A 20584-nucleotide genomic window follows, 5' to 3' on the forward strand; every position below is an offset into this window, starting at 1 on the left:
TCCGTCAGGCCGCGCGCACCTCGTACGTCGCCACCCGCACCGCCTCGTCGTCCAGGCACCGCCCCGTCTCCAGGTCGAACCGCTGCTTCAGCAGCGGGGAGGCGACGAAGGGGCGGCCCCGGTGGGTGCCGATGAGGCCGCGGGAGAGGACCGCCGCGCCGCCGAACGGGTCGCGGTTGTCGATCGCGTACAGGCGGCCGGCGCGGTCCCGGAACAGGGCCACCTGGCCGCCGTCCGGCAGCAGGGCCGCCACGCCCCGGCCCGGCAGCAGCCGGGTCAGGTCGCAGACCGGCAGCCAGTGGCCGCCCACCCGGACGTGGACCTTCACATCGGTGATCTCGGGAGCCAGGGTCATCGCTGGGCGCTTCCTTCCAGGACGTCTTCGGCGCGGGGACGCATGCCGATGGACAGCAGGGGCAGGTCGGGCTTGATCTGGTCGCGCTCCGGGACGAAGCCGACGACCGGGTCGGGGGTGTCGGGCGCGTTCACGAAGGACACGAACCGGGCGAGCTTCTCGGGGTCGTTGATGGTCTCGGCCCACTCGTCGCGGTAGTGCGACACGTGGGCCGCCATCAGGGACTCCAGCTCCTCGCAGATGCCGAGGGAGTCCTCCACGACGACCTCGCGGACGTGGTCCAGGCCGCCCGGGATGCGCTCCAGCCACACGCTGGTGCGCTCCAGGCGGTCCGCGGTGCGGATGTAGAACATCAGGAACCGGTCGATCAGCCGGATCAGTTCGGCGTCGGACAGGTCCTGCGCCAGCAGGTCCGCGTGGCGCGGGGTGGCGCCGCCGTTGCCGCCGACGTACAGGTTCCAGCCGTTGGCGGTGGCGATCACGCCGAAGTCCTTCGACTGGGCCTCCGCGCACTCGCGTTGGCAGCCGGAGACCGCCGACTTCAGCTTGTGCGGCGACCTCAGCCCCCGGTACCGCAGCTCCAGGTCGATCGCCATGCGGACCGAGTCCTGCACGCCGTAGCGGCACCAGGTCTGCCCCACGCAGGACTTCACCGTGCGCAGCGACTTGCCGTAGGCGTGGCCGGACTCGAAGCCGGCGTCGACCAGCCGGGCCCAGATCAGCGGCAGCTGCTCGACGCGGGCGCCGAACATGTCGATCCGCTGGCCACCGGTGATCTTCGTGTAGAGGCCGAAGTCCCGGGCGATCTCGCCGATCACGATCAGGCCCTCGGGGGTGACCTCGCCGCCGGGGATGCGCGGGACGACCGAGTAGGAGCCGTTCTTCTGGAGGTTGGCGAGGAAGTGGTCGTTGCTGTCCTGCAGGGCCGCCTGCTCGCCGTCCAGGACGTAGCCGCTCGCGCCGATCGTGGGGGCGAGGGACGCGATGACCGACGCGACCGTGGGCTTGCAGATCTCGCAGCCGTCGCCGCCGCGGGCGCCGTCGCGGCCATAGCGGTCGAGCAGGTCCTGGTAGGTGGTGATGCGCAGGGCGAGGACGATCTCGTACAGCTCCTCGCGGGTCTGGGCGAAGCAGCCGCACAGGCCCTTGTCGACCTCGACGCCGGACGCCTCCAGCTCGGCGGTGACGAGCTGTCCGAGCACCTTCACGCAACTGCCGCAGCCGGTGCCGGCCTTGGTGCACTTCTTCACCTCGGGCACGGTGGTGCAGCTGTGCTCGGTGACCGCGCCGCGGATCGTGCCCTTGGTGACGTTGTGGCAGGAGCAGATCACCGCGTCGTCGGGCAGGGCCGACGGGCCGAGCTGCGCCGGGGCGCCCGCGCCGGCCGGCAGCACCAGCGACTCGGGGGAGACCGGCGGGACCGACCCGGTGAAGGCGCGCAGCGTGCCGTACGCCTCCGCGTCCCCGACCAGGATGCCGCCGAGCAGGGTGCCGTCCCGGCCGACGACGAGCTTCTTGTACAGGCCCGCACGCGAGTCGGAGTACACGACGTCCAGGCAGTCCTCGGTGGTGCCGTGCGCGTCGCCGAAGGAGGCCACGTCCACGCCGAGCAGCTTCAGCTTGGTGGACAGGTCGGCGCCGGTGAAGGACGCCTCGTCCTCGGCGATCGTCGCGGCGGCCGTCTCGGCCTGCTCGTAGCCGGGGGCGACCAGGCCGTACACCCGGCCGTCCACGGCCAGGGCGCACTCGCCGATCGCGAACACCGACGGGTCGGACACCGTACGGCACCGTTCGTCGACCGCGATGCCGCCGCGCTCGCCGACCGTGAGGCCGCAGTCGCGGGCCAGCTGGTCTCGGGGGCGGACACCGGCGCTGAACACCACCATGTCGGTGGCGAGTTCGGAGCTGTCGGACAGCTTCATACCGGTCACGGCACCCGAGGAGTCGACCACGATCTCCTGCGTGCCGACCCCCGTGTGCACGCTCAGGCCCATGTCCTCGATGGTGCGCAGCAGCGCGGCGCCGCCGCCGTCGTCGACCTGCACCGGCATCAGGCGCGGCGCGAACTCCACGATGTGCGCCTCCACGCCCAGGCCCTTGAGCGCGCCCGCGGCCTCCAGGCCCAGCAGACCGCCGCCGACCACGGCACCCGTGGTGGCCCGGGACCTCGCGTACTCCTCGATCGCGAGCAGGTCCTCGATCGTGCGGTAGACGAAGCAGCCGTCGGCGTCCTTGTTCGGCACCGGCGGCACGAACGGGTACGACCCGGTGGCGAGGACGAGCGTGTCGTAGGCGAAGACCTCACCGGAGCGGGCGGTGACCTTGCGGGTCTCCCGGTCGACGTGGACCGCCGGGTCGCCGACGTACAGCTCGATGCCGTGCGCCGCGATGAACTCCGCGTCCGTCAGCGACAGGTCCTCGGGCGTGCGGCCCGAGAAGTACGAGGTGAGCGCCACGCGGTCGTACGCCGGACGCGGCTCCTCGCACAGCACGACCACGCGGTGCGTGGCGGTCAGGCCGCGCTCGGCGAGCGCCTCGAGGAAGCGCTGGCCGACCATGCCGTGGCCGACGAGCACGATCGTGGGGGTCGCCCCGGGGGTGGCCGTCATCAGGAGCCTCCATCGTTGGTGAGCAGGTGCAGCAGAGGGGCGTCACCGGGGAGCGGCTCGGCGCCCTCCCAGGCGCGGGCGAGCGCGCCGACGGTGCCGAGTTCGCCGACGAGGACCCCGCCGACCAGGCGGTCGTCGCGGACGACGACCTTGCGGTAGGTGCCGCGGGTGGCGTCGGCGAGCTGGACGACGTCGTCGCCGGGCCGGGCCTCCGTCTCGCCGAACGCGGCGAGGTCGAAGAAGCCCTCGCCGGCCAGCGTCAGCCGGGTCAGCGCGCGGGTGCCGGTGTAGCGGGCGGTGCCGTCCCCGGCGAGCGAGGCGGCGAGCACGTCGGCCTGTTCCAGCGCGGGCGCGGCGAGCCCGTAGACGGTCCCGGCGTGCTGCGCGCAGTCGCCGACGGCCCGGATGTGCGGGTCGGAGGTGCGCAGCTCGTCGTCGACGACGACGCCCTTGGCGACCTCCAGGCCCGCCGTCGTGGCGAGCCCCACCCGGGGGTGGACGCCGCAGGCCAGTACGACGAGGTCGGCGTCGAGCGCGTACCCGTCGGCCATCTCGACCGAGCGCACCGCCCCGCCGACGCAGCGCACGTCCCGGACGCGCAGTTCGGTGTGGACCTCGACGCCGAGGCCGGTCAGATGCCGCCGGACCAGCGCGGAGGCGGCCGGGTCGAGCTGGCGTTCCATCAGCCGCTCGGACTGCTGGGCGAGCACGACCTGGGCGCCGCGCAGTGCCAGCGCCCGGGCGGCGGAGACCCCGAGGAGCCCGCCGCCGATCACGACGGCCCGCACGCCGGGCCGGACCGCCTTGGACAGGCCGAGGCAGTCGTCCAGGGTGCGGAAGGCGTGGACGCCCTCCGGCAGCACGTGGTCGGGGGTGAACAGGCCGCGCAGCGGCGGGAGCACCGGGTTGGAGCCGGTGGCCAGGACGAGGGTGCCGTAGTCGATCGCCCGCCCGTCGGCGAGGCGCACGGTGCGCGCCGCGCGGTCGATGCCGGTGACCCGGCCGCGGACCAGTCCGGCGGGCTCCGGCAGGGCGATCACGTCCGGGCTGTAGTGCCCGGCGAGCACCTCGGCGAGCAGGACCCGGTTGTACGGGCGGTGTTCCTCGTCGCCGACGAGCGTCACGTCCGTGCCGAGCTCGCCGAGCCGCCGGGCGAGCCGTACGCCCGCGAGGCCGGCGCCGATCACCACCACACGCGTATTCGAGGTCATGCCGACGAGCCTGCGGGCCGGGTGTTTCCCGGCAGCATCCCCTCTGTTTCCCGTGCGGAACGCTGCCCTCAGCGGGGGCGGGGTGCGGATGTGAGGGTTCGACGGGCCAGGTCGGGGGCGGTGTGAGGGGGCCGGGCGAGAGGCACCGAAGCTCAGAAGTCCCTCATGTGCGTGGACCGTGCACACATCGGCCGTCTAGGGTCCCGATCATGCCCGACATATCCCTGACCATGGTCGCCGTCCTGTGCCTCGCGGCCCTCGCGGCCGGATGGATCGACGCCGTGGTCGGCGGCGGGGGCCTCCTGCTCCTGCCCGCCCTGCTGCTGGGCCTGCCCGCGGGCAGCCCGGCCGCGTACGCGCTCGGCACCAACAAGGCGGTGGCGATCGTCGGCACGACGGGTGCCGCCGTGACCTACGTCCGCAAGGCGCCCGTCGACGTCGGGCTCGCCGTGCGCATCGGACTCGCGGCGCTCGCCGGCTCCAGCGGCGGCGCCTTCTTCGCGGCCGGCATGAGCACCGAGGTCCTCAAGCCCGTGATCATGGTGGTGCTGCTCTCGGTGGGCGCCTTCGTCATCCTGCGCCCCGCCTTCGGCACGGCCCCGGCGCCCGGCCCGGCCTCGCGCCGCCGCGTCCTCGCGGCGATCGGCCTCGCGGGCCTCGGCATCGGCTTCTACGACGGACTCATCGGCCCCGGCACCGGCACGTTCCTGGTGCTCGCGCTCACCGCCGTGCTGCACCAGGACCTGGTCACGGCCTCCGCGACCGCCAAGATCGTCAACTGCTGCACCAACGCCGGGGCGCTGGCCACCTTCGCCTGGCAGGGCACGGTCTGGTGGCAACTGGCCGCCGTGATGGCCCTGTTCAACCTGGCGGGCGGCACGCTGGGGGCCCGTACCGCCCTGAAGAAGGGCAGCGGCTTCGTCCGGATCGTGCTGCTGACGGTGGTGTTCTCGCTGGTGGCGAAGCTGGCGTACGAGCAGTGGCTCGCCTGACCCGCCCGGACGCCCTCAGCGGCTGCCGGTGAGGTGGGCGAAGACGACCACGTTGCCCCGGTAGCCGGTCGCCCGGGAGTAGCCGCCGCCGCAGGTGATCACCCGCAGCTCGGGGCGGGCCGCCGGGCCGTACACCTTCTCGTCCGGGAAGTGCTTCGCGTCGTACACCTCCACGGCGTCCACGGTGAACACGGCCGTGCCGCCGTCGCGCCGGTCCACCTCGATGGTGCCGCCCTTGCGCACGGCACCGAGGCGGTAGAACACGGCGGGCCCGTCGGCGTTGTCGACATGGCCGGCGACGATCGCGGTGCCCTTCTCACCGGGTGTGGTCCCCGACTCGTACCAGCCGGCGAGGTCCGGGCGTCCGGCGGGCGGTACGTCGAGACTGCCGGAGGACGTCAGCCCCAGGCCGGTCAGCGGCGCGTCGACACGGATCGCGGGGATGCGGATGCGGTCGGGCGGGGAGGGTGGCAGGGCCCGCGCGGCGGTTCCGGCGGCCCGGGCGCCGGCGCCCGGTGCGTCCGTGCGGGCGGCCTGCGCCGTCGACGGCTGCGGCGGCGGGTGCTCGGTGCCGCCGGCCAGCAGCAGCACGGCACAGCCGAGCGCCAGCACACTGGCCGCCGCTATCGCGACGTCGCCCGTCCTGCGGTCATTGCGCACCTGTGCCTCCTCGGATGTGCCTCATCGGCCCTCATCCCCCTCCGGGCCGCGAGGGGCGTCGGACCCGGAGGGGGAGGGGACGTGCGGTACCGGCGGACGGACAGCGGAGGGTGTCCGTCAGATCCCGTCGCCTCTCGCCCGGCGATGCAGGAGCCAGGTACCGCCCGCGGCGGCGACGGCGAGAGCCGTCACACCGGCCGCGGTCCGCACGGGGTCGTGGCCGAACGCGCCGCCGACCCCCGTCTTCACACCTCCCCGTGGATGCGTCTGCCCGCGCGGCGCGGTCAGCGTGACCACCAGGTCGCCGGCGACCCGCTTGCCGCCCTCCGCGCAGGTCGCGACGATCTCGTACGTGCCCGGCTGCGCGCTCGGCGGCACCCGGAACCGTCCGGCCGCCTGCTCGTCGTGGGTGCTGGGCACCAGGGAGAACGATCCGGCGCCCACCGCGCTGGCGTCGCCGGCGGCGGCGCCCCGCGGGCAGAACTCCGTGTGCACGGTGACCTCCCCGCCCGGCTCGACCGAGGACGGGAACACCTCCAGGCCGCCGCTGTCCCCGCCGTACGCGGGGGTGACGACGAGCCCCACGGCGCCGGCGGCCAGCGCGGCCCCGGTCAGCAGACGGGTGGTACGTCGCATCGATGCTCCTCCGAGCGGAACACGGCCCGCGGCATCCCCATGTGCCGCCGTCTCGGCCGAGCCCCTGCCCTTCCGAGGAAAGTCGCAGCGGCGCGGGAGCGCTTGTCGAGACCGGGCCGGGAGCGGGGTGAACGGGTGCCGCAGGAACCGCCCGTGAGCCTGCCGTGGACTTCGTTTCAGCAGGTCACCGGCGATTCGGCCGGATCGCCCGGAGCGAATCGGCTGTCCGGGGGGACACGCGTGTGAACGGGTGACACGACCCCTGCCCCAGGGCGCCGGTTCCCGGCCGGCGCCTTCGGGTCCCTGGTCCGGGTCGTCGCGTCCGGTCCCGCCTTCGGGCCCCCGCCCCCCGGTCCGGCCCTCGTGCACGGGGTTCGACGGCGTTCTGGACCGATGGCGGGCGGGGCGAGGTTGCCGTGTCTGCGGGGCCGGAGGGGGGAGTCAAGACCGGCACGCGGGGGCCGGTGAACCGCGCCCGGCCCGGGGCGTCCTGGGGACCGGGGGCACGGGGGCGGCCCGCGTCACCGGTCCGACAGCACCTCGGCCACCGTCCGCCGGGCCACGGCCGCCAGGACCGGGTTGGTGCCGTTGCCGCAGACGTCGCCGTAGTAGTGCTCCGCCGTCAGCCCGAACCGCAGGGCCCAGCCCCGGCCCCGCTCCCAGGTGGCGTCGTCCGCGCCGGCCGCCGAGCGGAAGACCTGGCGGGTTCCGGCGTCCAGGACGGTCCAGGCCGGCATGAGGTCGGCGGCCGGGTCGCCGGTCCCGAAGCAGCCGAAGTCGATGACGGCGGTGAGCCGGCCGGAGGAGGTCAGTAGATTGCCCGGCAGGAGATCGCCGTGCAGCCAGACGGGGGTGCCGTCCCAGCCGGGAACCCGGAGCACGTCCTCCCACACCCCGGTGGCCGCCCGCGCGTCCAGCGCGTCCGCCGCCCCCAGGCCGCGGATCGCGGCCCGCACGTCCGCGTCGCCCTCGGAGACCGGGCCGCCCCGGTACGACGGCGGCCCGCCGGCGGCGTCCACCGACCGCAGCGCCGCGACGAAACGCCCCAGCTCCCGGGCGGCCGCGGCGAGGTCGGCGGGCGGGGCCTCGAAGGCGTCCGCGCCCTCCAGCCACGCGTACACCCCCCACGGCAGCCCGTACCCGGCGCCCGGCCCGCCCAGCGCGAGCGGCGCCGGGACCGTGAGCGGCAGGTGCGGGGCGAGCCGGGGCAGCCAGCGGTGCTCGGCGCCGACCTGCCGCGCCCCGCCGGGCAGCCGCGGCAGCCGTACGACGAGGTCGGGGCCGAGCCGGAACATGGCGTTGTCGGTCCCGGCGGACGCCACGCGCCGCACCGCGAGCCCGGCCCAGTGCGGGAACCGCCCGGCGACCAGCCGCTCCACCAGCGCCTCGTCGATGTCCAGTTCGTCGGCGTGCATACGGACCGGCGGCGACTCGGGGCGGGACGGCATACGGCTCCTCGGGGCACCCGGAACGGTCGGGGACGGCCGCCAAGGTACGGGCTGGCACGCCGGCGCGGCCAGCGGTTTTCGCCCCCGCCGGCCGCGCTCACCACCCGTACCGTCAGGCCACGTTCACGGCCTTCCAGGCTGCGCCCACCGCCGCGTACTCCGCGCCGCCTGCCCCGTACAGGTCCTTCGCCGCGTTCAGGGTGGCCGTGCGGGCGCCCGCGTAGTTCGTGGAGGACGTCATGTAGACCGTCAGCGCCCGGTACCAGATCTTGCCGAGCCTGGCCCGGCCGATCCCGGTGACCGTCGAGCCGTCGCAGGTGGGGGAGTCGTACCGGACGCCGTTGATCGTCTTCGCGCCGCTGCCCTCGGCCAGCAGGTACGCGAAGTGGTTGCCGACCCCGGACGAGTAGTGGACGTCGAGCCCGGAGACCGACGAGCTCCAGCAGTCCGCCGACTTACCGTCCCGCGACGGCTTGTCCATGTACCGCAGGGCGTCCCGGCCCAGCCCGGGGCGCACGACCCGCTCGCCGATCAGGTAGTCGCCCGGCTCGGCGGCGTTGTCCGCGTGGAACTCCACGAGCGTCCCGAAGACATCGGACGTCGCCTCGTTCAGGCCGCCCGACTCGCCCGAGTACGTCAGGCCCGCCGTCTTGGACGTCACGCCGTGCGACATCTCGTGCCCGGCGACGTCGAGCGACACCAGCGGGCCGAGCTGGGTGCCGTCACCGTCGCCGTAGGTCATGCAGAAGCAACTGTCGTCCCAGAACGCGTTGTTGTAGTCGTTGCCGTAGTGCACCCGGTTGAACGAGCCCTTGCCGTCGCCGGCGATGCCGTTCCGGCCGTGCACGTCCCGGTAGTAGTCCCAGGTGACGTCCGTGCCGTACTGCGCGTCCACCGCGACCGTCGAGCGGTCGCCCGTGGTGCCGTCGCCCCAGTGGTCGTCGGCGTCGGTGAACACCGTGGCCGGGGCGCGGTCCAGACAGATCGTCAGGATGCACAGGTCCGTCTTGTTCGCGGCGTCACCCGTGTACGTGTTCCCGCGCGTCGGGTCCTTGAGCTGGTACGACGGCTGCGAGCCGGAGGTCTGGAGCGGGACCGTGCCCGCGTACAGCGACCTGCCGTCGCCGGTCGCGGTCTCGATGCCGTCCCACGCGTCGATCCGGGCGCCGGTGCGGGCGTCGGTGAGCACCGTGCGGGCGACCGGGTTGCCGAGGGAGTCCTGGGCGGCGGCGTCGGTCCGCCAGGCCAGCCTCGGCGTGCCGTGCAGGGCGTCGACGACCAGCTCGGGGCGGGCGGTGAGCCGCCGCAGTGTCTGCCCGGCGTTGACGGCGCGCAGCACGCCCGCCGCGAGGTCGGCCGCCTTCGGCGCGGCGATCCGGGGGGTGACGCTCGCCAGGGAGAGGGTGCTCCGGGTCGCGCGGGAGGCGCTCCGGTAGGTGCCGTCCTTCGCGAGATGGACGACGAAGTCGCCGCCGAGGACGGGCAGTCCGCGGTAGGTGCGGTCGTAGCGGACGTGCTGGGTGCCGTCGGCGTCCACGACGACGTCCCGTACGGACGTGTCCTGGCGGGACGTCAGGCCCAGGGCCCCCGGAAGGTCCTTGAGGACCGCCGCCGCGTTCCGCAGCGCGGTGGCCCGGGTGGGTGTCTCGTCCGCACCGGCGGTGGGGGACAGGGCGGTGGCCATCAGCGCGGCGACCGCGACGGCGACGCCCGCCACGGCCGGACGGGAACCCCTGAAGTACGGCCGTATTCGGCTCATCGCTCTCCTCGATCTCGGCGGTGACCAAGATTCAAGAGGGCGTGCACATGCCATGACCAGGGTGACGCCGTGGAGGTGTGTGAGGGGAGAGAATCGTTTCCGTGACCCTCTCTCCCCGACTGCCGTTCTTCGTCTACGGCACGCTGCGCCCCGGCGAGCCCCACCACGACACCCTGCTGCGCGGCCGCACCCTCACCGAGGAGCCGGGACGCCTGCGCGGAGCGCTGCTGTACGACGGCCCGGGCTACCCGTACGCCGTGGAGGAGCGGGGCGCCGGCACCGTCGAGGGCGACCTCGTCACCGTCCGCCCCGAGGACTACCCGGACCTGCTGGCCGCGCTCGACCGGCTGGAGGAGTACCGCCCGGGCGACCCGCGCAACCTCTACGAGCGCATCGCCCGCGAGGTGCTGCGCACCGGCGACGGCACGGCGGTCCGGGCCTGGGTGTACGTCGCCGCGCCCGCCGTCGCCGCCCGTCTGCGCACCCACGGCACACCGCTGGCGGGCGGCGACTGGAAGGCCCGGTGAGGGCTCCTAGGCCGTGTCTTGGTCGTGTCCGCACCCCCTAGCGTTCGGCCCTCTCCAGCCGCACCGCGCAGGTCTTGAACTCCGGCATCCGGGACGTCGGGTCGAGCGCCGGGTTGGTGAGCGTGTTGGCGCGGCCCTCGCCCGGCCAGTGGAACGGCATGAACACCGTGTCGGGGCGGATGCCGGACGTGACGCGGGCGGGGGCCACCGCCCGGCCCCGGCGCGAGACCACGGCCACCCGGTCGCCCTCGGCCACCCCGAGCCGCGCCGCCAGCCGCGGATGCAGCTCCACGAACGGCCCCGGCGCCGCACTGTTCAGCTCCTCGACCCGGCGGGTCTGCGCGCCCGACTGGTACTGGGCCACGACCCGGCCCGTCGTCAGCAGCACCGGGTACTCCTCGTCGGGCTCTTCCGCCGCCGCCCGGTGTGTCACCGGCACGAACCGGGCCCGCCCGTCGGGCGTGGCGAACCGGTCCAGGAACAGCCGGGGCGTACCCGGGTGCGGGACGGCCCCCGCCTCGTCGCCGGCGGCGTCGTCCTCGCGGGCCGGATCGTCCGCGTGCTCGGTGACGCCGTCGGCGTCCGGTGGCGCGGGGCACGGCCAGAAGACGCCGTTCTCCTCCGCCAGCCGCTCGTAGGTGATCCCCGAGTAGTCCGCCGCACCGCCCGCGCTCGCCCGCCGCAGCTCCGCGAAGACCTCCTCCGCGTCGACGGGGAAGCCCTTCTCCAGCCCCTCGTCCGCGCCGAGCCGCGCCGCGAGCTCGTGCAGGACCTCCAGGTCGCTGCGCACCCCCGGCGGCGGGTCGATCGCCCGGCGGCGCAGGAGGACCCGGCCCTCCAGGTTCGTCGTCGTCCCCGTCTCCTCCGCCCACTGCGTCACCGGCAGCACCACGTCCGCGAGTTCGGCCGTCTCCGACAGCACGACGTCGCACACGGCGAGGAAGTCCAGCGACCTGATCCGCTCCTCGACGTGTGCGGCGCGCGGCGCCGACACCACCGGGTTGGAGCCCATGAGCAGCAGCGACCTGATGTCACCGCCCAGCGCGTCCAGCAGCTCGTACGCGCTGCGGCCGGGCCCCGGCAGCCGGTCCGGGTCGACGCCCCACACCCCGGCGACGTACCGCCGGGCGGCCGGGTCGTCCAGCTTGCGGTACCCGGGCAACTGGTCGGCCTTCTGGCCGTGTTCGCGTCCGCCCTGCCCGTTGCCCTGCCCGGTCAGGCAGCCGTAGCCGGACAGCGGCCGGCCCGCCCGGCCCGTCGCCAGGCACAGGTTGATCCAGGCGCCCACCGTGTCGGTGCCCTTGGACTGCTGCTCGGGCCCGCGCGCGGTCAGCACCATGGCGTGCTCCGGCGCGCAGAACATCCGCACCGCCTCCCGCAGTTCCGGAACGGACACCCCCGTGATCCGCTCCACGTACTCCGGCCAGTGCGCCATCGCCGCGGCCCGCGCGTCCTCCCAGCCGACCGTGCGCTCGCGCACGTACTCCTCGTCGACCCGGCCCTCGGCGACGACCAGGTGCAGCAGCCCGAGGGCCAGTGCGAGATCCGTGCCGGGGCGGGGCGCGAGGTGCAGATCGGCCTGTTCGGCCGTCTTCGTGCGGCGCGGGTCGACGACGATCAGGGTGCCGCCGTTGTCCCGCAGCTCCTGGAAGAAGCGCAGCGACGGCGGCATGGTCTCCGCGAGGTTGGAGCCGACGAGGATCACACAGCCGGTGCGCGGGATGTCCTCCAGCGGGAACGGCAGCCCCCGGTCCAGGCCGAACGCCCTGATCCCGGCCGCCGCCGCCGACGACATGCAGAAGCGGCCGTTGTAGTCGATCTGCGAGGTGCCGAGCACGATCCGCGCGAACTTGCCGAGGCTGTACGCCTTCTCGTTGGTCAGCCCGCCCCCGCCGAACACCGCGCACGCGTCCGGGCCGTGCTCGGCGCGGGTGCGGGCCAGCCCTTCGGCGATCCGGTCGAGGGCCTCCGGCCAGCTCGCCGGCACGAGCGTGCCGCCGGACCGCACCAGCGGCGAGGTCAGCCGGACCCCGGAGGCCAGCACCGCGGGCGCCGTACGGCCCTTGCCGCACAGCGCGCCCCGGTTGACCGGGAAGTCCGGGCGCTCGACCACCGCGACGCCCCCGTCCCGCGTGGGCGTGAGGTTCATACCGCACTGCAGGGCGCAGTACGGGCAGTGCGTGGGCGTCGCGATGTTCGGCATGCCGTTCAGCGTGCGTCGGCCGTGTTACGTGCGCGGCGGCTCCCCGGTTACACGGGCGGCACGGTGACCTCCCCGCGTGCGGCGGGCCGCCGTGAGGCTTCCGCTACCTGCCCGTGGCCAGCGCGTCCGCGACCCCGGTCTCGCGCCGGCCGAGGAAGCGCGGGTCCGGTTCGACGACGGCGTCCAGCGCCGCCTTGCCGGCCGCGAACAGCTCCCGCACGCCGCCGTAGTACCAGGTGACGTCGTGCCGGGCGGCCACCCCGACGCCGTAGCTCGCGACCCCGGCCTCCTCGCACAGCGCCACCGCCCGCCGGATGTGGAAGTCCTGGCTGATCAGCACCGCCTCGTCGACACCGAAGATCTTCTTGGCCCGGACGCAGGAGTCCCAGGTGTCGAAGCCCGCGTAGTCGCTGACGATCCGTGCGTCGGGCACCCCGTGCCGGATCAGGTAGGCGCGCATGGCGTCGGGCTCGTCGTAGTCCTCGCGGCTGTTGTCCCCGGTGACGAGGACGACCTCGATCCGTCCCGCCCGGTACAGCCGGGCCGCCGCGTCCAGCCGGTGCGCGAGATACGGGGAGGGCTCGCCGTCCCACAGTCCCGCCCCGAAGACGACGGCGACATCGGTGCGCGGCACGTCCGCCGCGGTGCGCAGCCGGCCGTCCGTGGCCAGCCGCGTCCAGGTCGCCGGCAGCAGCGCCAGGACACTCACCGCCATCACGGCCCGCACCAGCCGCCGGCGCCCGGCGCGGGTACGCGGCAGACGCGGCCTCCGCAGACGCATGCCGGCCCCCTTCCGGTACGGCTCCCCGTGAGCCCCCGGTTCCCAGGACGCCCCCGGGACGGGCGCGGTTCACCGGCCCCCGCGTGACGGTCTTCACCCCGCTCCTCCGGAACCGCAGGTCAGGTCCCCTCACACCGGCCCCGGGCCGGACCGTGAACCCGGCGTAAGAACCCGTCACCCCCGTGAAACGGCGCAGCAACCTCGCCCGGCCACGATCGGTCCATGACGGCGTCGAACCCCCTGCACGACGAGTCCCCGACGGCCCCCCTCGACAGTACGGCGCACCTCATGAACCGGATCAGCAGCCAGCTCGCCCGCCAGCTCACCCTCGTCGGCCCCGACGGCAGGCGCCGCCCCAGCCTTCCCGCGCTCGTCGTCGTCGCCCACGGCAGCCGTGACCCGCGCGCCCTGCGGACCGTGACCGCGCTGCTCGACGAGGTCCGCGCGCTGCGCCCCGGACTGCCGGTGCACCTCGGGCACATCGAGCTGAACGAGCCGCTGCTCGCCGACACGCTCGCCACGCTCGGCGACCGGGAGGCGATCCTGGTGCCGCTCCTCCTCGGGCGCGGCTACCACATCAAGCGGGACATCCCGGAGACGGTCGCCGCCTCCCGGGTCCGCGGCCGGGTGGCCGGCGCGCTCGGCCCGCACCCGCTCCTCGCGGAGGCGCTGCACGCCCGTCTGACGGAGGCCGGCTGGCGCACGCCCGACGACGAGGCCGGCCGCCGCACGACCGCCGTCGTCCTGGCGGCGGCCGGCTCCCGCGACCCCGAGTCCAAGGTGGACACCGCCCGCACGGCCCGCCTCCTCGCGGCCCGCCTGGGCGTCCCGGTCGTGCCGGCCTACGCGACGACGGCGTCCCCGTCCGTCCCCGACGCGCTCGCGGCCCTCGCCGCGCGGGGCCGCACCAGGGTCGCGGTGGCGTCGTACTTCACGGCCCCCGGCCGCTTCGCGACCCAGTGCGCGGACCAGGCCCCCTGGATCGCGTCGGCCCCCCTCGGCACCCATCCCGCCATGGCCCACCTCCTGCTCCACCGCTACGACCACACGACCACCCCGGCGACGACGACCCCGTCCCTGGCCTCGGCCTGAACCCCGGGCGCCCACCCCGCCAGACCCCCTCGCCGCTCGTCTGGCCGTACTGTCGGTGCATGCACTACGACGAGTCGGCAGTCGAACGATGGGCACCGGAACCCGACAAGCGCCCCGGGCGCACGGCCTTTCAACGTGACCGGGCCCGGGTCCTGCACTCGGCCGCGCTGCGCAGGCTCGCCGGCAAGACCCAGGTCGTGACACCCGGTACGCACAGCAACGCCTGGGACCCCAGCCCCCGGACGCGCCTCACCCACTCCCTGGAGTGCGCCCAGGTCGGGCGGGAGCTCGGCGAGGCGCTCGGGTGCGACCCCGACCTGGTCGAGGCCGCCTGCCTCTCCCACGACCTCGGCCACCCCCCGTTCGGCCACAACGGCGAGGTCGCCCTCAACGAGTTCGCCGAGGACTGCGGCGGCTTCGAGGGCAACGCCCAGTCCCTGCGCCTGCTCACCCGGATCGAGCCCAAGCGGTTCACCCCGGAGGGCTCCGTGGGCCTCAACCTCACCCGCGCCACCCTGGACGCCGCCACCAAGTACCCCTGGCCCCGCGGTGCCCACCCCACCGACCCGCTCTCGCGGAAGTTCGGCGTCTACGAGGACGACCGGCCCGTCTTCGACTGGATCCGCAAGGACGCCCCCGGCACCCGCACCACCTTCGAGGCGCAGGTGATGGACTGGGCCGACGACGTGGCGTACTCCGTGCACGACGTCGAGGACGGCCTGCACGCCGGCCACATCGACCCCAACTGCCTGCACGCCGAGCCGGAGCGTGATGCCGTCTTCGCCGTCGCCGTCGGCCGGTACGTGCCCGCGGACACCGACCCCGCCGAGCTCGCCGAGGCCCTGGACCGGCTCCTCGACCAGGAGTGGTGGCCGCACGGCTACGACGGCTCGGCCGTCGCCCAGGGCCGCCTCAAGGACGCCACCAGCCAGCTCATCGGCCGGTTCTGCCTGGCGGCCGAGGGCGCGACCCGCGCCGCGCACGGCGGCGGACGGCTCACCCGCTACGCCGCCGAACTCGTCGTGCCGCGCGCGACCCGCATGGAGTGCGCGGTCCTGAAGGCCGTCGCCGACCGGTACGTCATGCAGCGCGCCGAGCAGGAGCGGCTGCGCGCCGACCAGCGGGTCGTCGTCGCCGAGCTGGCCGAGGCGCTGACCGCCCGCGCCCCCGACGGGCTGGACCCGCAGTTCCGCGCGCTGTTCGACGAGGCCGGTGACGACCGCGCCCGCAAGCGGGTCGTCGTCGACCAGATCGCCAACCTGACGGACGCCTCGGCCCGCGCCCTGCACGCCCGCCTCAGCGGCCGGGCCTGAACCCACCGCGCCCGGGGACCCGGCCACCCGAAAGTGACCCTGCGTGGCCTGATCGGGTCACCCCCCCTTCCCGCATCACGCTGCGTGCGGGACGCTCGTGGGGCGGCACTTACGAGGAGGCATGAAGTGGTCGACGCGGATCAGACATTCGTCATCGTCGGAGGCGGGCTGGCCGGCGCCAAGGCGGCCGAGACACTCCGCGCGGAGGGCTTCACCGGGCGGGTGATACTGATCTGCGACGAGCGCGACCACCCCTACGAGAGGCCGCCCCTGTCCAAGGGCTACGTCCTCGGCAAGGAGGAGCGCGACACCGTCTTCGTGCACGAGCCCGCCTGGTACGCGCGCAACGACATCGAGCTGCACCTCGGGCAGACCGTCGACGCCATCGACCGCACCGCGAAGACGGTCCGGTTCGGCGAGGACGGCACCGTCGTCCACTACGACAAGCTGCTCCTCGCGACCGGCGCCGAACCCCGCCGCCTGGACATCCCCGGCACCGACCTGGCCGGCGTGCACCACCTGCGGCGGCTCGCGCACGCCGAGCGCCTCAAGGGCGTCCTGACCTCCCTCGGCCGGGACAACGGGCACCTCGTGATCGCCGGCGCCGGCTGGATCGGCCTGGAGATCGCGGCGGCGGCACGCGAGTACGGCGCCGAGGTCACCGTGGTCGAGCACGGCCAGACCCCGCTGCACGGTGTGCTCGGCCCCGAGCTCGGCGCGCTCTTCGCCGAGCTGCACCGCGAGCACGGGGTGCGGTTCCACTTCGGGCGGCGGCTGACGGAGATCGTCGGCCAGGACGGCATGGTGCTGGCCGTCCGCACCGACGACGGCGAGGAGCACCCCGCGCACGACGTCCTCGCGGCCATCGGCGCCGCCCCGCGCACCGCCCTCGCCGAGGCCGCCGGCCTGGAGATCGCCGACGCCGCGCACGGCCGCGGGGTCGTGGTCGACGAACGGCTGCGCACCTCCGACCCCGACATCTACGCGGCCGGAGACGTGGCCTCCTTCCCGCACGCCCTGTTCGACACCCGGCTGCGGGTGGAGCACTGGGCCAACGCGCTCAACGGCGGCCCGGCCGCGGCCCGCGCGATGCTCGGCCAGGACGTCACCTACGACCGCGTGCCCTACTTCTTCTCCGACCAGTACGACCTGGGCATGGAGTACAGCGGATGGGCGCCGGCCGGGTCGTACGACCAGGTCGTGATCCGCGGGGACGCCGGCAAGCGCGAGTTCATCGCCTTCTGGGTGAAGGAGGGCCGGGTGCTGGCCGGGATGAACGTCAACGTGTGGGACGTCACCGAACCGATCCAGAAACTGATCCGCTCCCGGGCCCAGGTGAACACCGAGAACCTCGCGAATCCCCATATTCCGCTCGAAGACCTCATCCCTTGAGTGTCCGTCCCGCCCCGTAGAATTCACGCGTGGCAGGACGGATCAACGATGACGACGTGAAGGCGGTACGGGACGCGGTCCCGATCGACGCCGTCGTCTCCGAGTACCTCCAGCTGCGCAACGCCGGCGGCGGGAACCTGAAGGGGCTGTGCCCCTTCCACGACGAAAAGTCGCCGTCCTTCCAGGTCAGCCCCAGCAAGGGTCTCTTCCACTGCTTCGGCTGCCAGGAGGGCGGCGACACCATCACCTTCGTGATGAAGGTGGACCACCTCTCCTTCTCCGAGGCCGTCGAGCGCCTCGCCGGCCAGGCCGGCATCACCCTGCGCTACGAGGAGGGCGGCTACAACCCCTCCCACCAGCGCGGCGAGCGCATCCGCCTGGTCGAGGCCCACAAGATCGCCGCCGACTGGTACATGGAGCAGCTCGCCACCAGCCCGGAGGCCGACACCGGCCGCAAGTTCCTCGCCGAGCGCGGCTTCGACCAGGCCGCCGCGCAGCGCTTCTCCGTCGGCTACAGCCCGCAGGGCTGGGACCACCTCACCCGCTTCCTGCGCGGCAAGGGCTTCACCGACAAGGAGATCATCCTCTCCGGACTGGCCCAGGAGGGCCGCCGCGGCCCCATCGACCGCTTCCGGGGCCGCCTGATGTGGCCCATCCGCGACATCGGCGGCGACGTCGTCGGCTTCGGCGCCCGCAAGCTCTACGAGGCGGACAACGGCCCGAAGTACCTCAACACCCCCGACACGGCGATCTACCGCAAGTCCCAGGTCCTGTACGGCATCGACCTCGCCAAGAAGGACATCGCCAAGGCGTCCCGCGCGGTCGTCGTCGAGGGCTACACCGACGTCATGGCCTGCCACCTCGCCGGCGTCACCACGGCGATCGCGACCTGCGGCACCGCCTTCGGTGGCGACCACATCAAGATCCTGCGCCGGCTCCTGATGGACAACGGCTCGGCCCGCGTGATCTTCACCTTCGACGGCGACGCCGCCGGCCAGAAGGCGGCCCTGCGCGCCTTCGAGGACGACCAGAAGTTCGCCGCCGAGACCTACATCGCGATCGCCCCGGACGGCATGGACCCCTGCGAGCTGCGTCTCGCCAAGGGCGACGACGCCGTCTCCGACCTGGTCGAACCGCGCACCCCGCTCTTCGAGTTCGCGCTGCGCCAGATCGTCGTCCGCTACGACCTGGACACCCCGGCGGGCCGCGCCGCCGCGCTGGACGAGGCCGCCCCGATCGTCGCCCGCATCAAGAACAGCGGCGCCCAGCACGAGGTCGCCGTCCAGCTCGCCGGCATGCTCGGCATCCTCGACACCCAGTTCGTGGTCAAGCGGGTCGCCCAGCTCGCCCGGTGGGCCCGCGACCGGGGCGGCCGCGGCCCGGCCCCCTCCTCCCGGGGCCAGCAGCAGCCGTACGACGCCGCGCCCCGGCCCCGCGCCACCGGCCCGGCCCTCACCCTGCGCAACCCCGTCTACGCCACCGAGCGCGAGCTGCTGAAGCTCGCCCTCCAGCGCCCCGAGCTGGTCTCCCCGGCCTTCGACGCGTACGGCGTCGACGAGTTCACCGCCGCCCCCTACGCCGCCGTCCGCCAGGCGATCATGGACGCGGGCGGCGCGGAGTACGGCATCCAGGACCCGCAGGAGTACCTGGTCCGGGTCCGGGACGCGGCCCCGGACGACCAGGTCCGCGCCATGGTCACCGAACTCGCCGTCGAGGCGATCATGCGCAGGACCGTCGACGAGAACTACGCGGGCGAACAGCTCGTCACCGTCCGCCGCCGCGCCGTCGAGCGCCGGGTCCGCGACGTCCAGAGCCAGCTGACCCGTCTCGGCGCGGGCGGCGACCCGGCCCAGCTCGCCGCCGTGCAGAACGAGCTGTGGGTGCTCCAGCAGTACGACCAGGCGCTACGCGCCCACGGGGCCGCCGCCCTCTGACCGGCCCGCGAAGGTCGGCGCCACCGCCCGGACCAGCCGGTCCACGAACGCCTGCTCGGCGTCGGCGTACCGCGGATACTCGGTGACGAAGTGCCGCCACTCGACGAACCGCAGCGCCTCCACCACGTCGTCGAAGCCGACGTACTCCTGGTACGGGTAGGGCCACTCGCCCGAGAGCCGGAAGACCTCGTGCAGCAGCTCGTACGGCAGCGGATACCGCTCGGCGAGCAGCACCGCGTCGTACAGGTCCTTGCCCTGCGCGTACGCGTCGTTGATCAGCCACATCAGCTTCCAGGCCAGCGACAGCGCGGGCGTGGCCGCCCACACGACGGCACCCCCCGGCAGCTCCACGGGCTCGGGCGGCTCGGGCAGCCGCTCGTTGAAGACGAAGTCGAGCTGGACGTGCCCCTCGGGCAGGCCCGGCGCGCTCCACGGCAGCACCATCCGGCGGCCCGGCACCCGCTCATAGGTCCAGATGTCCTCCACGGCGGCGCCCTCGGCCGACACCCGCACGCCGTCCCCGGACGCCTCCTCGGCCGCCCGCGCGATCCCGTCGAGCATCCGCGCGGTGCGCTCCTCCTCCATCCGCCACGTCTCCGGCACGACGACGAAGTCCAGGTCGCCGGGCTCCCGCGCGGCCTCACCGAACCAGGCGGACATCAGCACGCTGCCGCGCAGCACCAGCGCGTCGGCCCACTCCGATCCGGCGATCGCGGTGAGGACCAGGTCCAGCGCCCGGCGCCGGGCCGCGCGCCAGGCGTCCGTGCGGGCGGGGTCGGCGAACGCGGGGTCGGTGGCGCGGTAGGCGTTGTGATGCTGCTTCATGCTCGGGTCGAAGACCAGGCGCTGCGAGACGTCCTCGCCGGGCACCGTGCGCAGCGTCATCGGCAGGTCCTTGGCCCGCCGCGTGGCGTCGTCCAGCTCCTCCCGGGGCATCTCGCTCCACAGACCCCACTTCCGCCACGTCCCGCTCATCGCCGTGTCTCCCGCGTCATGACGTCCCCGGTCCGTCCGGGACGCTCCTCGATCCAGCCGTCGTCCACGGACAGATCGCTGTCGTACAGCACGAACTCCCGCTCCACGTCCACCACGTCGAACCCCGCCAGTTCGGACAGCAGCGCCTCCAGGGCGCGTCCGGCGCCGGCGGCGTCCGCCCCGTGGCACCGCTGGGTCGCGAACCGTTCGTGGAGGGCGCCGACGACCCGGCGCGCGTTCCACGACAGATGCGCGCCGTGCGGCACCACCCGGGCGGCCAGCGCCCCGAGGTCCGTGTCCGCGGGCAGCCGCAGCCGCACATGGTGCTCGAAGTACTGCCCGCCGCCGCACGGCCCCACCGGCACCTCCGGCGCCCAGGGCGCCGACTCGATCTTGACGCGCACCGGGCTGAACCCGCCCGCCCGCAGCCGCGCGGCCATCTCCTCGGCGCCGGCCGCCGCCGCGGCCCGCGAGGGGGCACCGGTCAGCGTGAGCATCGGCTGCGACGGCACCCGGCCGCGGGCCAGTTCGATACAGGTCAGCTTCAGACCCGCGGCGGCCGACCAGCGGCGCAGCCGCCCGGCCTCGGCCGCGTCGGCGCAACGCACCGTCACATGGGTCTCGTACAGGGATCCGGACACCGCCGCATCGTGCCAGACCCCGCCGAGGACGGGCATCCGGGTTTCCCGGCCGACAT

17 protein-coding genes are annotated in these 20584 nt (G+C 74.2%); 6 read left to right on the forward strand and 11 right to left on the reverse strand.

The features are described 5' to 3' along the window. Positions 1–4 precede the first annotated feature (4 nt). Genes nirD through ADL34_RS33310 form a run of 3 tightly spaced genes read right to left on the reverse strand, consistent with a single transcriptional unit; the run spans position 5 to position 4175 of the window. Positions 5–355, reverse strand: coding sequence for a nitrite reductase small subunit NirD (gene nirD, locus ADL34_RS33300; RefSeq protein ID WP_062669315.1), 351 nt, complete (start codon positions 353–355; stop codon positions 5–7). After that, the gene (gene nirB / locus ADL34_RS33305) at positions 352–2964 is read right to left on the reverse strand and encodes a nitrite reductase large subunit NirB (RefSeq protein ID WP_062669313.1); all 2613 of its coding nucleotides are present in this window, start codon (positions 2962–2964) and stop codon (positions 352–354) included. The genes nirD and nirB overlap by 4 nt, the downstream gene beginning before the upstream one ends. Next, a complete protein-coding gene (locus ADL34_RS33310) occupies positions 2964–4175 on the reverse strand; it encodes an NAD(P)/FAD-dependent oxidoreductase (RefSeq protein ID WP_062669311.1) in 1212 nt (403 codons plus the stop codon). Before ADL34_RS33310 ends, nirB begins: the two co-directional genes overlap by 1 nt. 209 nt (positions 4176–4384) lie before the next feature. Between ADL34_RS33310 and ADL34_RS33315 the strand changes: the two genes are divergently transcribed. Next, complete coding sequence (locus ADL34_RS33315) at positions 4385–5167, forward strand: sulfite exporter TauE/SafE family protein (protein WP_062669309.1); 783 nt, start codon at positions 4385–4387, stop codon at positions 5165–5167. Between the two features lie 15 nt (positions 5168–5182). Here ADL34_RS33315 and ADL34_RS33320 read toward each other — a convergent pair whose 3' ends face one another. The 4 genes from ADL34_RS33320 to ADL34_RS33335 form a co-directional block, all read right to left on the reverse strand. After that, entirely contained in the window at positions 5183–5827 is a 645-nt protein-coding gene (locus ADL34_RS33320) for a class F sortase (protein WP_062669307.1), read from the reverse strand. Between the two features lie 117 nt (positions 5828–5944). Then, positions 5945–6463: a hypothetical protein gene (locus ADL34_RS33325; protein WP_062669305.1), complete on the reverse strand. Its 519-nt coding sequence runs from the start codon at positions 6461–6463 to the stop codon at positions 5945–5947. Positions 6464–6984: 521 nt separating this feature from the next. After that, on the reverse strand, positions 6985–7911 hold the full coding sequence (locus ADL34_RS33330; RefSeq protein WP_079034273.1) for an aminoglycoside phosphotransferase family protein: 927 nt from the start codon (positions 7909–7911) through the stop codon (positions 6985–6987). Between the two features lie 112 nt (positions 7912–8023). Further along, a complete protein-coding gene (locus ADL34_RS33335; RefSeq protein ID WP_062669303.1) occupies positions 8024–9670 on the reverse strand; it encodes a M4 family metallopeptidase in 1647 nt (548 codons plus the stop codon). Between the two features lie 101 nt (positions 9671–9771). Here ADL34_RS33335 and ADL34_RS33340 point away from each other — a divergent pair, with 101 nt between their 5' ends. Continuing rightward, entirely contained in the window at positions 9772–10197 is a 426-nt protein-coding gene (locus ADL34_RS33340; protein WP_062669301.1) for a gamma-glutamylcyclotransferase family protein, read from the forward strand. A 37-nt stretch (positions 10198–10234) separates the two neighbouring features. Here ADL34_RS33340 and ADL34_RS33345 read toward each other — a convergent pair whose 3' ends face one another. Next, entirely contained in the window at positions 10235–12400 is a 2166-nt protein-coding gene (locus ADL34_RS33345) for a molybdopterin oxidoreductase family protein (protein ID WP_062669293.1), read from the reverse strand. A 103-nt stretch (positions 12401–12503) separates the two neighbouring features. Then, the gene (locus ADL34_RS33350; protein ID WP_062669286.1) at positions 12504–13181 is read right to left on the reverse strand and encodes a SanA/YdcF family protein; all 678 of its coding nucleotides are present in this window, start codon (positions 13179–13181) and stop codon (positions 12504–12506) included. 222 nt (positions 13182–13403) lie between these two features. Here ADL34_RS33350 and ADL34_RS33355 point away from each other — a divergent pair, with 222 nt between their 5' ends. The 4 genes from ADL34_RS33355 to dnaG all read left to right on the forward strand — a co-directional run bounded on the left by ADL34_RS33355 (position 13404) and on the right by dnaG (position 18912). After that, positions 13404–14273, forward strand: coding sequence for a sirohydrochlorin chelatase (locus ADL34_RS33355; RefSeq protein WP_062669284.1), 870 nt, complete (start codon positions 13404–13406; stop codon positions 14271–14273). Between the two features lie 59 nt (positions 14274–14332). Beyond that, the gene (locus ADL34_RS33360; protein ID WP_062669283.1) at positions 14333–15586 is read left to right on the forward strand and encodes a deoxyguanosinetriphosphate triphosphohydrolase; all 1254 of its coding nucleotides are present in this window, start codon (positions 14333–14335) and stop codon (positions 15584–15586) included. 126 nt (positions 15587–15712) lie between these two features. Beyond that, a complete protein-coding gene (locus ADL34_RS33365) occupies positions 15713–16978 on the forward strand; it encodes an NAD(P)/FAD-dependent oxidoreductase (RefSeq protein WP_062669282.1) in 1266 nt (421 codons plus the stop codon). Between the two features lie 29 nt (positions 16979–17007). After that, positions 17008–18912, forward strand: a complete 1905-nt coding sequence (gene dnaG, locus ADL34_RS33370) for a DNA primase (RefSeq protein WP_062669280.1) — start codon at positions 17008–17010, stop codon at positions 18910–18912. Here dnaG and ADL34_RS33375 read toward each other — a convergent pair. Both ADL34_RS33375 and ADL34_RS33380 read right to left on the reverse strand, forming a co-directional pair. After that, complete coding sequence (locus tag ADL34_RS33375; protein ID WP_062669278.1) at positions 18883–19887, reverse strand: nucleotidyl transferase AbiEii/AbiGii toxin family protein; 1005 nt, start codon at positions 19885–19887, stop codon at positions 18883–18885. The two genes, dnaG and ADL34_RS33375, sit on opposite strands and share 30 nt — an antisense overlap. After that, entirely contained in the window at positions 19884–20564 is a 681-nt protein-coding gene (locus ADL34_RS33380; RefSeq protein ID WP_062669276.1) for a hypothetical protein, read from the reverse strand. The genes ADL34_RS33375 and ADL34_RS33380 overlap by 4 nt, the downstream gene beginning before the upstream one ends. Between the last annotated feature and the right edge of the window lie 20 nt (positions 20565–20584).

Source organism: Streptomyces sp. NRRL WC-3605 (genome assembly GCF_001509795.1).
Classification (GTDB): Bacteria; Actinomycetota; Actinomycetes; order Streptomycetales; family Streptomycetaceae; genus Streptomyces; species Streptomyces viridochromogenes.

Coding starts and splice junctions, on each gene's coding strand:
- ADL34_RS33375 (WP_062669278.1), bottom strand. CDS start 19,887: ATGAGCGGGACGTGGCGGAAGTGGGGTCTGTGGAGCGAGATGCCCCGG.
- ADL34_RS33335 (WP_062669303.1), bottom strand. CDS start 9,670: ATGAGCCGAATACGGCCGTACTTCAGGGGTTCCCGTCCGGCCGTGGCG.
- ADL34_RS33360 (WP_062669283.1), top strand. CDS start 14,333: ATGCACTACGACGAGTCGGCAGTCGAACGATGGGCACCGGAACCCGAC.
- ADL34_RS33380 (WP_062669276.1), bottom strand. CDS start 20,564: ATGCCCGTCCTCGGCGGGGTCTGGCACGATGCGGCGGTGTCCGGATCC.
- ADL34_RS33315 (WP_062669309.1), top strand. CDS start 4,385: ATGCCCGACATATCCCTGACCATGGTCGCCGTCCTGTGCCTCGCGGCC.
- ADL34_RS33355 (WP_062669284.1), top strand. CDS start 13,404: ATGACGGCGTCGAACCCCCTGCACGACGAGTCCCCGACGGCCCCCCTC.
- ADL34_RS33350 (WP_062669286.1), bottom strand. CDS start 13,181: ATGCGTCTGCGGAGGCCGCGTCTGCCGCGTACCCGCGCCGGGCGCCGG.
- ADL34_RS33310 (WP_062669311.1), bottom strand. CDS start 4,175: ATGACCTCGAATACGCGTGTGGTGGTGATCGGCGCCGGCCTCGCGGGC.
- ADL34_RS33345 (WP_062669293.1), bottom strand. CDS start 12,400: ATGCCGAACATCGCGACGCCCACGCACTGCCCGTACTGCGCCCTGCAG.
- nirB (WP_062669313.1), bottom strand. CDS start 2,964: ATGACGGCCACCCCCGGGGCGACCCCCACGATCGTGCTCGTCGGCCAC.
- ADL34_RS33330 (WP_079034273.1), bottom strand. CDS start 7,911: ATGCCGTCCCGCCCCGAGTCGCCGCCGGTCCGTATGCACGCCGACGAA.
- ADL34_RS33325 (WP_062669305.1), bottom strand. CDS start 6,463: ATGCGACGTACCACCCGTCTGCTGACCGGGGCCGCGCTGGCCGCCGGC.
- nirD (WP_062669315.1), bottom strand. CDS start 355: ATGACCCTGGCTCCCGAGATCACCGATGTGAAGGTCCACGTCCGGGTG.